We start from the raw sequence: 13,687 nt of genomic DNA, 5'->3' as shown, positions 1-13,687 counted from the left end.
CATGGCGGGGTCAGGCTGGCAGATCCGCGTTCGGGGGCAGGTGCAGGGGGTGGGCTTTCGCCCCTTTGTCTGGCAGCTGGCGCAACGGTTTGGCCTGTCGGGGCAGGTGGCCAATGATGCAGAAGGCGTGCTTATCCTGTGCGATGCCGCGCCCGAGGCCTTTCTGGCCGCCCTGCGGGCCGAGGCCCCGGTCCTGTCCCGCATCGACGCGGTGGAGGTGACGCCCGCCCCGAGGCCCGAAGGGGCGGGGTTCCGCATCGCGGCCTCGGGTCAGGTGGGGGCCGAAACGCGGGTCACCCCCGATGCCGCGACCTGCCCGGCCTGTGCCGAGGAAATCCGGAACCCCGGCCGCAGGCAGGGCTATGCTTTCACCAATTGCACCCATTGCGGCCCGCGCTTCACCATTCTGAACGCGCTGCCCTATGACCGTGCGCGCACGACCATGGCGGGTTTCCCGCTCTGCCCCGATTGCGCGGCGGAATATGCCGATCCTGGCGACCGCCGCTTTCATGCCCAGCCGATTGCCTGCCCGACCTGCGGCCCGCGCCTGTGGTTGGAGGTCGCGGGGGCCGAGCTGCCGGGCGACCCCATCGCCACCGCTGCCGCGCGCTTGCAGGCGGGGCAGGTGCTGGCGGTCAAGGGGCTGGGCGGGTTCCATCTGGCCTGTGACGCGACTGATGCGGCGGTGGTGGCGCTGTTGCGCGCGCGCAAGCGCCGCCCGGCCAAGCCCTTCGCGGTGATGGCCCCGCTTGAGGTGTTGCGCGACTATTGCGACCTGTCCGTGGCGGCGCTGCGCCGCCTGACCGACCCGGCCGCGCCGGTGGTGCTGGTGCCTGCGGCGGGGCGCGACCTGCCTGACGCGATCGCCCCCGGCATGCGTGAACTGGGGGTCATGCTGCCCTACACGCCGTTGCACCATCTGCTTTGCGCGGCGGTGGGCCGGCCCTTGGTGATGACCTCGGGCAATCTGTCCGGTGCGCCGCAAGTGGTGGGGAATGATGAGGCGCGCCACAAGCTTGGCCCCTTTGTCGATGCCTTCCTGCTGCATGACCGCGAGATCGCGCGGCGGCTGGACGATTCCGTCGAACGCGCCGACCCGCCCATGGTGCTGCGTCGTGCGCGGGGGCTTGTGCCCGGAACATTGCCCCTACCTGAGGGGTTCCCGGACCGGCAGGTGGTGGCCTATGGCGGGCAGATGAAGGCCGCGATTTGCCTGACCAAACGGGGGCAGGCGCTGCTGTCGCATCATCTGGGTGATCTGGATGAGGCACTGACCTGGGCCGAGTTTCAGAAGGCCGACCGTGATTATGCCGCGCTCTTCGACCATCAACCGCAGATCGTGGCCTGCGATCTTCACCCCGAATTCCGCGCGACCCGCCATGCCGAGGGGCGCGGCTTGCCCCTGATCCGCGTGCAGCATCACCACGCCCATCTGGCGGCCTGTCTGGGCGACAATCTGTGGCCGCTGGGGGGCGGGCCAGTTGCGGGGATCGTGCTGGATGGGCTGGGACTTGGCACCGACGGCACGGTCTGGGGCGGGGAGCTGCTGCTGGGCGACTACCACGCTGTCACGCGGGTGGCCCATCTGACCCCCGCGGCCTTGCCCGGTGGCGACCGCGCCAGCCGCGAGCCTTGGCGCAACGCCGTCATCCGGCTGGATCAGGCGGGGTGCGGCGATCTGGCCGACCGGCTTTTTGCCGATCAACCGCTGGCCACGCTGCGCCAGATGGCCGCGCGGGGGGTGAATGCGCCGCTGTCCTCCTCTGCCGGGCGGCTCTTTGATGCGGTGGCGGCGGTGCTGGGCCTCTGTCAGGTGCAAAGCTATGAGGGCGAGGCAGCGATGCGGCTTGAGGCCGTGGCCGAACCCGCCGCGCCCTATCCCTTCGGGCCGGGGCTGGACCCCGCGCCCATGTTCCGCGCGCTGGCGGCTGATCTGGGGCGGCGCCCGGTGGGGCAGATGGCGGGGGCCTTTCAGGCCGGTCTGGCGCTGGCCTTTGCCGATGCGGCCCGCGCGTTGGTCGAGGCCGGGCAGGCGCGGGCGGTGGCCCTGTCGGGGGGCTGCCTGCAGAACGCGGGCTTGATGGCATTGCTGCAAGAGGCGTTGTCCGACCTGCCCGTGTTGGTCCATCGGCAGGTGCCTGCGAATGACGGCGGGCTGGCCTTCGGGCAGGCGCTGGTGGCGCTGGCGGTAAGCGGCTGACCAGCCCAGCCTTCCGCCTGCATGGCTGCTTTCCGCCGCGCCCGCAGTGCCGCCTTGCAGCATCTTCCGCAAAGCCCCGGAAACGCTGACGAAATTCTCCTCTGTCCGCAAAGCTGCCTTTTCTTTGCGCGCCCCCCTGCCGGGGCTGCATACCTCGGAATACCACGCGCGACGCCCCCCTTGGGGCGCAAGCCAGACGAGGGAGGGACGGCATTGGCCCAGATCGAGACGTTCTATGATGTGATGCGCCGCCAGGGCATCACGCGGCGCAGTTTCATGAAATACTGCTCGCTCACGGCGGCGGCGCTTGGGCTTGGCCCCAGCTTCGTGCCCAAGATCGCCCATGCGATGGAGACGAAGCCCCGCACCCCCGTGATCTGGGTGCATGGTCTGGAATGCACCTGTTGTTCGGAAAGCTTCATCCGGTCGGCGCACCCGCTGGCCAAGGATGTGGTGCTGTCGATGATCAGCCTTGATTACGACGACACGCTGATGGCCGCGGCAGGCCATGCCGCCGAGGCGGCCTTTGAAGAGACGATCCAGAAATACCACGGGAACTATATCCTCGCGGTGGAGGGGAACCCGCCCTTGAACGAAGACGGGATGTTCTGCATCACCGGCGGCAAGCCCTTTGTCGAAAAGCTGAAACATGCTGCGGAAGGGGCCAAGGCCATCATCAGCTGGGGGGCCTGCGCCTCTTACGGCTGCGTGCAGGCGGCCAGCCCGAACCCGACGCGCGCGACCCCGGTTCACAAGGTCATCCTTGACAAGCCCATCATCAAGGTGCCGGGCTGCCCGCCCATCGCCGAGGTGATGACCGGCGTCATCACCTATATGCTGACCTTCGACCGCCTGCCCGAGCTGGACCGTCAGGGCCGCCCGGCGATGTTCTACAGCCAGCGCATCCACGACAAATGCTATCGCCGTCCGCATTTCGACGCGGGCCAGTTCGTCGAGGCCTGGGACGACGAATACGCCAAGAAGGGCTATTGCCTTTATAAGATGGGCTGCAAGGGCCCGACCACCTACAACGCCTGTTCCACCGTGCGCTGGAACGAAGGGGTGAGCTTCCCCATCCAGTCCGGCCATGGCTGCATCGGCTGTTCCGAGGACGGGTTCTGGGATCAGGGGTCGTTCTACGACCGGCTGACCAACATCAAGCAGTTCGGGGTCGAGGCCAATGCCGACAAGGTCGGCATGGCGGCGGCGGGGGTCGTGGGTGGCGCGGTGGCCGTTCACGCGGCCGTTTCGGCGCTGAAGCGCGCACAGAAAAAGACGCAAGACAAGGTTGAGGGCTGAACATGACCGTATCCACGCCGAATGGCTTCAACCTGGACAATTCAGGGCGCCGGATCGTCGTCGATCCGGTCACGCGGATCGAAGGGCATATGCGCTGCGAGGTGAACGTGGATGATCAGGGAATCATCCGTAACGCCGTCTCCACAGGCACCATGTGGCGCGGGCTTGAGGTGATCCTCAAGGGCCGCGATCCGCGCGATGCCTGGGCCTTCACCGAACGGATCTGCGGGGTTTGCACGGGGACGCATGCGCTCACCTCGGTGCGGGCGGTCGAGGATGCGCTGGGGATCACCATCCCCGACAATGCCAATTCGATCCGCAACATCATGCAGCTGAATCTGCAGATCCATGACCATATCGTCCACTTCTACCACCTGCATGCGCTGGATTGGGTGAACCCGGTCAATGCGCTGCGGGCGGACCCCAAGGCCACCTCGGAATTACAACAGGCCGTCAGCCCCAGCCACCCGCTGTCGAGTCCGGGCTATTTCCGCGATGTGCAGAACCGTCTCAAGAAGTTTGTCGAAAGCGGGCAGTTGGGCCTGTTCAAGAACGGCTACTGGGACAACCCCGCCTATCTGCTGCCGCCCGAGGCCGATCTGATGGCCACGACCCATTATCTTGAGGCGCTGGACCTGCAGAAAGAGGTGGTGAAGGTCCATACCATCTTCGGCGGCAAGAACCCGCATCCGAACTGGCTGGTGGGGGGCGTGCCGTGCCCGATCAATGTCGATGGCGTGGGCGCGGTCGGCGCGATCAATATGGAGCGGCTGAACCTCGTCAGCTCGATCATCGACCGCTGCATCGAATTCAACAAGAACGTCTATCTGCCCGACGTGGTGGCGATCGGCGGCTTCTACAAGAACTGGATGTATGGTGGCGGGCTCTCGTCCAAGGCGGTCATGGCCTATGGCGACATCCCAGAACATCCCAACAACTTCGATGCCTCGCAGCTGCATCTGCCGCGCGGCGCCATCATCAACGGCAACCTGAACGAGGTGCATGACGTCGATCCGCGCGACCCCGAACAGGTGCAGGAATTCGTCGATCACAGCTGGTATCAATACGGCGAACCCGGCAAGGGTCTGCACCCCTGGGATGGCGTGACCGAACCGAAGTTCGAGCTGGGCGCCAATACCAAGGGCACGCGCACCAATATCGAAAACCTTGACGAGGCGGCGAAATACAGCTGGATCAAGGCGCCCCGCTGGCGCGGGCATGCGATGGAGGTGGGGCCGCTGGCCCGCTACATCGTCGGCTATGCCAAGGGGCATGAGGATATCAAGAACCAGGTCGACGGCCTGCTGCGGACGATGGACCTGCCGGTCAATGCGCTGTTCTCGACCCTGGGCCGCACCGCGGCGCGGGCGCTGGAAAGCGAATACTGCGGCCGTCTGCAGAAGTATTTCTTCGACAAGCTGGTGACGAACATCAAGAACGGCGACAGCACCACCGCGAATGTCGAAAAATGGGACCCGAAGACCTGGCCGAAAGAGGCCAAGGGCGTCGGCATGACCGAGGCGCCGCGGGGCGCGCTGGGCCACTGGATCCGCATCCGCGACGGGCGCATCGAAAACTATCAATGTGTTGTGCCGACCACCTGGAACGGCAGCCCGCGCGACAGTCAGGGCAATATCGGTGCCTTTGAGGCAAGCCTTCTGGACACCAAGATGGAACGCCCCGACGAGCCGGTCGAGATCCTGCGGACGCTGCACAGCTTCGACCCCTGCCTTGCCTGCTCTACCCATGTCATGTCGCCCGATGGTCAGGAACTGACCACCGTCAAGGTCCGCTGAGGAGGCCCAGATGAAGAAACTTGCATTTGTCGCCGCGACAGCCAGCCTGATCGCCGCGCCCGCCTTGGCCCATACCGGGCATGGTGGGGCCGAGGGGCTGCTGAACGGGCTTGCCCATCCGATGCTGGGGATGGATCACCTGCTGGCCATACTGGCGGTGGGGCTCTGGTCCGGGTTCGTGCTGCCGCGGCACGTCTGGGCCGGGGGCGCGATGTTCCTTGCGGCCATGGCCACCGGGGCCGGGATGGCGTGGTCGGGCATCGGCCTGCCGCTGGTCGAGGGCTGGATCACCCTTTCGGTTGTGGTTTTCGGGGCACTGACGCTTTTGTCGCGTCGGGGGCAGGCGCCTGCGCTGACCGGCGCATCGCTTGTGGCGATCGCTGGCTTCGCGCTTGCCCATGGCCACGCCCATGCGGCCGAGGCGACCGGCCACGTCGCGTCCTACCTTGCCGGGTTTCTGATCGCCACGGCGGCGCTGCACCTGGCGGGGATCGCGCTTGCGCGGTCGGTCGCGACGGGGCGGGCGGCGCATCTGGTGCAGGGGGCCATGGGTGCGGGCATCGCGCTTGGCGGTCTGCTGCTGATGGCCGGGTGATGCCATGACCGACACGGTTCCGCGCATCAACACCCCGAATCCTGATGCCCCGCTGCCGCTTGAGGCTGCGCGTCTGACCGGCGACGCCACGGCCGCCGATATCGAGAGCATCCGTCGCCGCACCTCGGTCTATGTCTATGAGGCGCCGGTGCGGCTCTGGCACTGGATCAACGCGCTGGCGATCACGATCCTGATCGTCACGGGCTACCTGATCGGCCGCCCGCTGCCCACGATGCAGATCGCCGAGGCCTATGACCAGTTCATCTTCGGCTATATCCGCTTTGCGCATTTCGCGGCGGGCATGGTGCTGACGGTGGCCTTCTTCGGGCGCGTCTATTGGGCCTTCATGGGCAATCACCACGCCCGGCAGATGTTCTACATCCCGATCTTCAACAAGCGGTTCTGGAGCGAGCTGTTCTTCGAGCTGCGCTGGTATTTCTTCCTCGAGGCCGAGCCGAAGAAATATGTGGGCCACAACCCGCTGGCACAGATCGCCATGTTCTTCTTCATGACACTGGGCATCACCTTCATGATGATCACCGGCTGGGCGCTTTATGCCGAAGGCGTGGGGCAGGGCAGCCTGCCCGATACCGCGATGGGTTGGGTGCTGGGTCTGGTGCAGAACAGCCAGCGCCTGCACACGCTGCACCATCTGGGGATGTGGGCCATCGTGGTTTTCATGATCATCCACATCTATGCCGCGATCCGCGAAGACATCATGAGCCGTCAGAGCATGGTCTCGACCATGATCTCGGGCCACCGGACCTTCAAGGACGACCGGGTGGAGTGATCCGCCAGAAACGTGACCTAAGGGGCGATCCGGCGACGGGTCGCCCTTTTCTTTTTGCGTGCGCTTTCAGCAGGACCGGGGGGATTGCTGAATCGCCAGGCGCCTGTGTGGAAGGCTGGATCCCAGTTTCGCACAATAATGGAAGGAAGGTTTTCACTTCTTTGGTGGTTGCTCTAGTCGTTTTCTGGTCAAGCATTTGATTTCAAAATGAAATAATCCTGCATCCCGCGGTATGCATTTTCTTACCCCGTGGGGCTGAAAACATTACTCTCACTTTCAGCAGCGGCCGGAAATGCCGCGACCAGCCCGACAGAGCCAGCGGAGGCCCCATGTCCAGCCCCATCCCCAGCCCGTCAGGGAAACCCACCTCTGTCCTGATCCTCGGGATCGGAAATGTGCTTTGGGCGGACGAAGGTTTCGGGGTGCGCTGTATCGAGGCGCTGGCCGACCGCCACGCCTTTGCGCCCGAGGTGACGCTGCTCGATGGCGGGACGCAGGGGCTCTATCTGCTGCCCTTCCTGGAGGAGGCTGACGCGCTGATCGTCTTTGACGCGGTGGATTACGGTCTGCCCCCCGGCACGCTGAAGATCGTTGAAAATGATGAGGTGCCGGCCTTCATGGGCGCCAAGAAGATGAGCCTGCACCAGACCGGGTTTCAGGATGTCATCGCGACGGCGCAACTGATGGGCTATTGCCCCGAACAGATGCTGCTGATCGGCTGCCAGCCGGTCGAGCTGGAGGATTATGGCGGCGGCCTGCGTCCCGAGGTGGCCGCCCGGATCGACCCCGCGCTGCAGATCGCGCTGGACCGGCTGGCCCAGTGGGGCTTTGCCCCCCGTGACGGGCGGGCGGATGATGGTCTGCTGGCCGATCCGTCGATCCGCCGCGATGCCTATGAATCCGGTCGCCCCGCCGCCGAAGACGCCTGCCGGATCGGTGATCCGCGCTTTCTGCCGGAGCAGTCGTGATGTGCCTTGGCGTTCCCATGCAGATCCTGTCGGTCGATGGCATTGCCGGTTGGGCGACCGACGGGCAGGCCGAAACCCTGATCGACCTCAGCCTGACCGGGCCTTTGCGCCCCGGTGACTGGGTGCTGACCTTCCTTGGCGCTGCGCGCGAGGTGATCGACGCCGAAACCGCCGCCCGCATTGCCGCTGCACTTGATGGGCTGCGGGCGATCATGGCCGGGGGGGATGCGGGCGATGCCTTCGCCGATCTTGATACCCGCAGCCCGCAGCTTCCCCCCCATCTTCAGGCCGCGCTGGACGCGGGCCGCACCACCGCCTGACCCGGAGACCCCCATGACCTCGCCCCTGATCGACCGTCTCACGACCGAACTCGGCTGGCCCCGGCTGGAGACCGAGGCGGCCCTGGCCGAACATCTGGCCACGCCCGGCACGCATTGCCTTTTTGTGCCGGGGGATCCGGTCCGCAATCTGGAAAGCAACGATGCCGCGGTGATCCTTCCGGAACTGCGGATGGTGTTTCAGCACGCCTTTGACTGTGCCGTGGTGGGCGATGCCATCGAGGCTGACCTGCGCGAACGCAGCGGGGTTCTAAAGACCCCCAGCCTGATCTTCTACCGTGAGGGGCGCTGCCTGGGCGGCATCCCCAAGGTCCGCGACTGGGCCGATTACCTGACCCGCATCCAGACCATCCTCGGCCTGCAATCGGCCTGAGCGGAGAGAGACCATGGTTCAGAATTTCCACCTGCCCCCCATCGGCTTTGGCCCCGGATCGCAAGGCGACGAAGGCGAGGCGCTGGAATACATGCCGCTGCCTTCGGGGATGCGGACCTATTCCACCCATCTGCCCGAGGTCGAGGATACCGGCCCGCTCGCCCCGGCGCTGACGTTGCTCGCGCGTTTGGCCGATGCCTGTGACGATGCCGCCGCAGGCGGGGCCGCGCAGGTCTTTGACCTGACCGGGCTGGATGCCGCAAACCGCGCGCTGCTGGCCGAAACGCTGGGGCAGGGCGAGGTGAGCGTGAAGATGCGCGGCAAGCCCGCCCTAGCGGCGCAGGAAAGCGTCTTTGCCGGGGTCTGGACGATCAGCGGCGCCGATGTGCAGCGGATCGAGGTTGCACCCATCCCGCAGGCCGCCATCACCCGCGCGCATGAGGCTGAGCGCCCCGCGCTGCTGACGCTGGCGCCCCGGGCGGCGGGCGTGGTCAATGCGCCTGCGCTGCTGGCCGAGCTGATCGACCATTCCGCCCGCTTTTGCCCCGGCCAGTCACCCCATGTGGTGAACCTGACCCTGCTGCCCCATACGCCCGAGGATCTGGATTGGCTGGATGCTGCGCTGGGGCGCGGGGGCGTGACGCTGCTGTCGCGCGGCTATGGCAATTGCCGCATCACCGCTACCGCGCTGGCGGCGGTCTGGCGGGTGCAGTTCTACAATTCGATGGATACGCTGATCCTTGATACCTTCGAGGTGACGACCATGCCCGAGGTCGCGCTGGCCGCGGTCGAGGATCTGTCCGACAGCGGCGAACGCATCCGCGAAGTGCTGGAGGCGATCCGATGACCGAGGCGCCGCGGTTTGAGGGGTCTTTCATGGGGGCGGGGGCCAAGATTTCCGCCGCCGCCGTGATGGAATGCAAGATCTGCTGGCATGTCTATGACCCGGCTGTGGGCGATGACACGCGGCAGGTGCTGCCCGGCACCCCCTTCCTTGATCTGCCCGGCACCCCCTTCCTTGATCTGCCCGATGACTGGACCTGCCCGGAATGTGGTGGAGCGCATGAACAGTTCATGGTGCTGCGCGATCCGGGGTCCGCGGCCGCGCGGATGTCCGACTGGATTGAGGACCGCACCCGCGCGCTGGTTGCCGATTTCACCGAGATCTATCATGCCAAGATGCGGGACATGCCTGTCATCAACGCGGCGCTGCATGTGCAGGCGGTGGGGTTTCAGCCGCATGGCGATGCGGTTCTGGGGGTGCTGATTGCGCCCTGGTTCATGAACCTGATCTTGCTGCCCGGCCCGGATGACGATTGGCAAGCGCTGAAGCCCGGCGAAAAAGAGGTGATCGCCTTCCCCTCGGGCGATTATGAATTCCTGCACAATCGGCGCGAACAGGTGGGTGGCTACAAGGCCTGTTCGCTGTTTTCGCCGATGGAGGATTTCAACAGCCAGATGCAGGCGGTCGAGGTGGCGCGCGCGGTCATGGCTGCGCTGTTTGATGCGGAAAACCGGGCCGAAACCGACCGCGCCGCCGAAATCCGCGCGGCGCGCGAGGCCGAGCTGGCACCCCCGCCCGAGCCCGAGGCCGATCCCGCGCCCACGCGCCGTCGCCTGATCACCGCCGGTCTGGCGGCGGACCCGGCAGAGGACTAGGCCATGCAGGGCGCGCTGCAGATCACACTGACCGAGGCGGGGGGCGATCTGGTCCCCCGGCTGGTGCCGCCGCGCGCTTTGCCGCTCGCTCCCCTGGTGCGCGGCAAGACGCCCGAGGAGGTGGTGGAGCTGCTGCCGCGCCTGTTTAACCTCTGTGCGGCCAGTCAGGCGCTGGCGCTGCGCTTGGCGCTGGATCTGCCCGCCGATGCAGGGGCCATGGCGGCGCTGCGCCGCGATGTGCTGCGCGACCATCTGTTCCGGCTGCTGGTCAACTGGCCCCGCCATCTGGGTTTGCCGCCCCGCGCCCTGCCGCCGGGCTGGGATCAGGATGCGGCGGTCGTGGAACGCTCGGTCTTTGGATCGGCGCGGCCCGTGGTGTTGGACGATTGGCTGGCGCGGGGTGAGGGCGTGGCCCCGGTGATCGCCGCGCTGGCCGAAGGCTTTGCCCCCGGCGAAGGGGTGGGGCCGGACCTGCCGCTCTGGTCGCCCGAGGGGGAGGGCCCCTGTGAAAACAGCCTCGCCGCGCGGCATGCGGATCACCCGATCCTGCAGCGTCTTGCGGTGCGCGGCGGGCGCGGGCCGCTGTGGCGCGCGATGGGGCGGGTGCTGGATGTGGCGGCCTGTCTTGACGATACCCTGCCGCAGCCGCGCCGTATTGCGCCGGGTCGGGCGGTGGCGCCGGCGTCGCGCGGGATGTTCCGCGTCTCGGTCCGGGTGTTGGGCGGGCGGGTGCTGGGGGTTGACCGGCGCACCCCCACTGATGACATGCTGCCGCTGGCGCTTGGCGCGGCGCTGGCGCGGCTACCCGCGGCCAAACGGGCGCTGGCGCCGCTGCTGGTGGATCTGTTCGATCCCTGCATGGCCGTACAAATCAGGGAGGGCGGCGATGCATGAGATGTCTTTGGCCGAGGGAATCCGCGGCATTGTCGAAGATCAGGCCCGCCGCCACGGTTTTGCCCGCGTGACGCGGCTCAGGCTGGAAATCGGGCGCTTTGCCGGGGTGGAAAAGCCCGCACTGGCCTTTGCCTTCGATGTGGTGATGCGCGGCAGCCCGGCCGAGGGCGCGGCGCTGGAGATGATCGACCTGCCCGGACAGGCGCTGTGCTATGACTGCGCCGAGGTGGTGGAGCTGGCCGACCGATTGGACCCCTGCCCGCGATGCGGTGGGGGAAAGCTGCTGCCACAGGGCGGCGATGAGATGCGGATCAAGGATATGGAGGTGCTGTGATGTGCACGGTATGCGGATGCGGAACGGCGCGGCTTGAGGGGCAGGACCCCCACGCCCATCAACACGATGGGCACCATCACCATGACCACCCCCACGACCACAGCCACGGGCACGGGCATGACCACAGCCATGACCATGACCACGGGGCTTGCGGCTGCGGGCATCACCACCACGACCATGACCACCATGCGCACGACCATCACGACCACCATCACCATGGCGCGCAGGGCGATCTGCACTATGGCATGGGGCTGGCCGGCACCTCGGTTCCGGGCATGTCGCAGGATCGGCTGATCGCTGTCGAAACTTCGATCCTCGCCAAGAACGATGGCTATGCCGCCTCGAACCGGCGGGTGCTGGATGCGCTTGGGGTTTTTGCGGTGAACCTTGTGTCCTCGCCCGGCTCGGGCAAGACCACGCTTTTGTGCAAGACGATCACCCTGCTGCATGACGCCCCCCTTGCGGTGATCGAGGGCGACCAGCAGACCAGCAACGATGCCGACCGTATCCGCGCGACCGGCGCCCCGGCGGTGCAGGTGAACACCGGCAAGGGCTGTCATCTGGATGCCCATATGGTGGGCCATGCCATGGACCATCTGCGCCCGCGGCCGGAAAGCCTGCTCTTCATCGAAAACGTGGGGAACCTTGTCTGCCCCGCCGCCTTCGATCTGGGCGAAGATGCCAAGGTCGCCATCCTCTCGGTGACCGAGGGCGAGGACAAACCCCTGAAATACCCCGACATGTTCACCGCCGCGCGGCTGGCGCTGATCAACAAGGTCGATCTGGCCGCCGCCTGTGATGCCGATCTGGAGGCCTATGAGGCGAACCTGCGCCGCGTGAACCCCGAGATCGAGATCCTCCGCGTCTCGGCCCGCACGGGCGAGGGGATGGACCTTTGGCTCGCGTGGTTGCGCCGGGGGCTGGCGGCCAAGGCCCGCGTCGAGGCGGCGCAATAATGGCTTCGCCCCGTCCCGCCATTCTGCTGGTGGATGATGAACCCCATTCGCTGGCCGCCATGAAGATGGCGCTTGAGGATGATTTCGACATCCTCACCGCCGCCGACGCCGCCGAGGCGCAGCGCCTGCTGGAAGAGGAATGGGTTCAGGTCATCTTTTGCGATCAGCGGATGCCGGGGCGGACGGGTGTCGATTTTCTGGCCGAGGTGCGCGAACGCTGGCCTGAAACGGTGCGGATCATCATCACGGGCTATACCGACCCCGCCGATATGGTTGCCGCGATCAATGAGGCCGGGATTTACCAGTTCCTGACCAAACCCTGGCACCCCGACCAGCTGCTGATGGCGGCCCGCAATGCCGCCCGGCTGTTTCAGCTGTCGCGCGAGAATGAGCGCATGGCGCTTGAGATGCGGTTTCTGGGGTCCACCGCGGAATCGAAGCTGGAAAAGCGCCGCAAGGCGCTGCGCGAGGGGATGGGGTTTGAAACCCTGCTGCGCGCGCCGCAATCGCCGATGAACGCGGTCATCGCGCAGGCCCGCCAATTCGCAAGCTTTGATGTGCCGGTGCTTCTCGTGGGGGAAACCGGCACCGGCAAGGCCGCCCTGGCGCGGGCGATGCATTATATCAGCCTGCGCTCGGACCGGCCCTTTTATCAGCTGAACTGTTCGGGCCTGACGGATGAGCTGATCGAGATGGAGCTTTTTGGCGCGCGCCGTGGCGCGGTGCCGGGGCTGGCCAACAACAAGATCGGGCTGGCGCAAAAGGCCGACCGGGGGACACTCTTCCTCAATGGTGTCGACGGCTTCAGCCCGCGGCTGCAGATGGCGCTGGCGCGGCTGATGGAGGAGGGGGCGTTTCAGCCCGTGGGCGGGGCGGAAACCATCACCACCAACCTGCGCCTGATTGCCGGGTCGCACCGCGACCTGCGCGCCCTTGTGGCCGAGGGTCAGTTCCGCGCCGACCTTTACTACAGCCTCTCGCTGGCCGAGCTGGCGCTTCCGCCCCTGCGCGCGCGGCCCGGCGATGTGGCCATCCTCGCCCAGCATTTCTTGTTCGAGGCTGCCCGCGCCCATGGCAAGCCCGTCCACGGCCTTGATGCCGCGGCGCTGGAGTTTCTGGAGAATTACGACTGGCCCGGCAACCAGCGCGAGCTGGAGAATGAGGTGACGCGCATGCTCATCTTCGCGCAGGCGCCGTTGCTGGGGGCCGAGCTGATTTCGCGCCATATCCTGCAGGCGCCACCCTCGGACAGCGGGGCCGACCGCAGCGCCGATGCCGCGCTGACGGGCGAGGGGTCGCTGAAGGACCGGGTCGAACTGATCGAGATGCGGATCTTGCGGGAAACGCTGACCCGCCACCGTTGGAACAAAAGCCGCGCCGCCGCCGAGCTGGGGCTGAGCCGCGTCGGATTGCGGGCGAAACTGGAACGCTACGGCATCACCCAGCCGGGGCGCAGTCTGGCCGAGGAAGAGGAGGAAGACTGAG

General features: G+C 66.4%; 14 protein-coding genes. All 14 read left to right on the top strand.

The window, feature by feature from the left end:
- Position 1: 1 nt before the first annotated feature.
- The 14 genes from hypF to IE101_RS04515 all read left to right on the top strand — a co-directional run bounded on the left by hypF (position 2) and on the right by IE101_RS04515 (position 13,686).
- Complete coding sequence (gene hypF, locus IE101_RS04580) at positions 2-2,200, top strand: carbamoyltransferase HypF (RefSeq protein WP_189632587.1); 2,199 nt, start codon at positions 2-4, stop codon at positions 2,198-2,200.
- 213 nt (positions 2,201-2,413) lie between these two features.
- Positions 2,414-3,499 (top strand): hydrogenase small subunit, encoded by a 1,086-nt coding sequence (locus IE101_RS04575; RefSeq protein WP_189632586.1) that lies wholly within the window; start codon positions 2,414-2,416, stop codon positions 3,497-3,499.
- Positions 3,500-3,501: 2 nt separating this feature from the next.
- Positions 3,502-5,295 carry a nickel-dependent hydrogenase large subunit gene (locus IE101_RS04570; protein WP_189632585.1) on the top strand — a complete coding sequence of 598 codons (1,794 nt, stop codon included), beginning with the start codon at positions 3,502-3,504 and terminating at the stop codon, positions 5,293-5,295.
- A gap of 10 nt (positions 5,296-5,305) precedes the next feature.
- On the top strand, positions 5,306-5,890 hold the full coding sequence (locus tag IE101_RS04565; protein WP_189632584.1) for a HupE/UreJ family protein: 585 nt from the start codon (positions 5,306-5,308) through the stop codon (positions 5,888-5,890).
- Positions 5,891-5,894: 4 nt separating this feature from the next.
- A complete protein-coding gene (cybH, locus tag IE101_RS04560; RefSeq protein ID WP_189632583.1) occupies positions 5,895-6,680 on the top strand; it encodes a Ni/Fe-hydrogenase, b-type cytochrome subunit in 786 nt (261 codons plus the stop codon).
- 329 nt (positions 6,681-7,009) lie between these two features.
- Positions 7,010-7,648, top strand: coding sequence for a HyaD/HybD family hydrogenase maturation endopeptidase (locus IE101_RS04555; RefSeq protein WP_189632582.1), 639 nt, complete (start codon positions 7,010-7,012; stop codon positions 7,646-7,648).
- Positions 7,648-7,968 (top strand): HypC/HybG/HupF family hydrogenase formation chaperone, encoded by a 321-nt coding sequence (locus tag IE101_RS04550; RefSeq protein WP_189632581.1) that lies wholly within the window; start codon positions 7,648-7,650, stop codon positions 7,966-7,968. Before IE101_RS04555 ends, IE101_RS04550 begins: the two co-directional genes overlap by 1 nt.
- Positions 7,969-7,981: 13 nt before the next feature.
- Positions 7,982-8,359, top strand: coding sequence for a thioredoxin domain-containing protein (locus tag IE101_RS04545; RefSeq protein WP_189632580.1), 378 nt, complete (start codon positions 7,982-7,984; stop codon positions 8,357-8,359).
- Positions 8,360-8,372: 13 nt separating this feature from the next.
- Positions 8,373-9,206, top strand: a complete 834-nt coding sequence (locus IE101_RS04540; RefSeq protein WP_189632579.1) for a hydrogenase expression/formation protein — start codon at positions 8,373-8,375, stop codon at positions 9,204-9,206.
- Positions 9,203-10,018, top strand: a complete 816-nt coding sequence (gene hybE / locus IE101_RS04535; RefSeq protein ID WP_189632578.1) for a [NiFe]-hydrogenase assembly chaperone HybE — start codon at positions 9,203-9,205, stop codon at positions 10,016-10,018. Before IE101_RS04540 ends, hybE begins: the two co-directional genes overlap by 4 nt.
- A gap of 3 nt (positions 10,019-10,021) precedes the next feature.
- Entirely contained in the window at positions 10,022-10,912 is an 891-nt protein-coding gene (locus IE101_RS04530) for a hydrogenase expression/formation protein HupK (protein WP_189632577.1), read from the top strand.
- Positions 10,905-11,246 (top strand): hydrogenase maturation nickel metallochaperone HypA, encoded by a 342-nt coding sequence (gene hypA / locus IE101_RS04525; protein ID WP_189632576.1) that lies wholly within the window; start codon positions 10,905-10,907, stop codon positions 11,244-11,246. The genes IE101_RS04530 and hypA overlap by 8 nt, the downstream gene beginning before the upstream one ends.
- The gene (gene hypB / locus IE101_RS04520; protein WP_189632575.1) at positions 11,246-12,202 is read left to right on the top strand and encodes a hydrogenase nickel incorporation protein HypB; all 957 of its coding nucleotides are present in this window, start codon (positions 11,246-11,248) and stop codon (positions 12,200-12,202) included. The genes hypA and hypB overlap by 1 nt, the downstream gene beginning before the upstream one ends.
- The gene (locus IE101_RS04515; protein WP_189632574.1) at positions 12,202-13,686 is read left to right on the top strand and encodes a sigma-54-dependent transcriptional regulator; all 1,485 of its coding nucleotides are present in this window, start codon (positions 12,202-12,204) and stop codon (positions 13,684-13,686) included. The genes hypB and IE101_RS04515 overlap by 1 nt, the downstream gene beginning before the upstream one ends.
- Position 13,687 lies beyond the last annotated feature (1 nt).

The organism is Gemmobacter lanyuensis (assembly GCF_014652355.1).
GTDB lineage: Bacteria > Pseudomonadota > Alphaproteobacteria > Rhodobacterales > Rhodobacteraceae > Gemmobacter > Gemmobacter lanyuensis.
This window is presented reverse-complemented; position numbering and strand designations above follow the sequence as displayed.

What these genes read in the sequence shown, in the direction of transcription:
- hypF (WP_189632587.1), top strand. Translation starts at nt 2, where the DNA reads ATGGCGGGGTCAGGCTGGCAGATCCGCGTTCGGGGGCAGGTGCAGGGG.
- IE101_RS04570 (WP_189632585.1), top strand. Translation starts at nt 3,502, where the DNA reads ATGACCGTATCCACGCCGAATGGCTTCAACCTGGACAATTCAGGGCGC.
- IE101_RS04565 (WP_189632584.1), top strand. Translation starts at nt 5,306, where the DNA reads ATGAAGAAACTTGCATTTGTCGCCGCGACAGCCAGCCTGATCGCCGCG.
- cybH (WP_189632583.1), top strand. Translation starts at nt 5,895, where the DNA reads ATGACCGACACGGTTCCGCGCATCAACACCCCGAATCCTGATGCCCCG.
- IE101_RS04555 (WP_189632582.1), top strand. Translation starts at nt 7,010, where the DNA reads ATGTCCAGCCCCATCCCCAGCCCGTCAGGGAAACCCACCTCTGTCCTG.
- IE101_RS04550 (WP_189632581.1), top strand. Translation starts at nt 7,648, where the DNA reads ATGTGCCTTGGCGTTCCCATGCAGATCCTGTCGGTCGATGGCATTGCC.
- IE101_RS04545 (WP_189632580.1), top strand. Translation starts at nt 7,982, where the DNA reads ATGACCTCGCCCCTGATCGACCGTCTCACGACCGAACTCGGCTGGCCC.
- IE101_RS04540 (WP_189632579.1), top strand. Translation starts at nt 8,373, where the DNA reads ATGGTTCAGAATTTCCACCTGCCCCCCATCGGCTTTGGCCCCGGATCG.
- hybE (WP_189632578.1), top strand. Translation starts at nt 9,203, where the DNA reads ATGACCGAGGCGCCGCGGTTTGAGGGGTCTTTCATGGGGGCGGGGGCC.
- IE101_RS04530 (WP_189632577.1), top strand. Translation starts at nt 10,022, where the DNA reads ATGCAGGGCGCGCTGCAGATCACACTGACCGAGGCGGGGGGCGATCTG.
- hypA (WP_189632576.1), top strand. Translation starts at nt 10,905, where the DNA reads ATGCATGAGATGTCTTTGGCCGAGGGAATCCGCGGCATTGTCGAAGAT.
- hypB (WP_189632575.1), top strand. Translation starts at nt 11,246, where the DNA reads ATGTGCACGGTATGCGGATGCGGAACGGCGCGGCTTGAGGGGCAGGAC.
- IE101_RS04515 (WP_189632574.1), top strand. Translation starts at nt 12,202, where the DNA reads ATGGCTTCGCCCCGTCCCGCCATTCTGCTGGTGGATGATGAACCCCAT.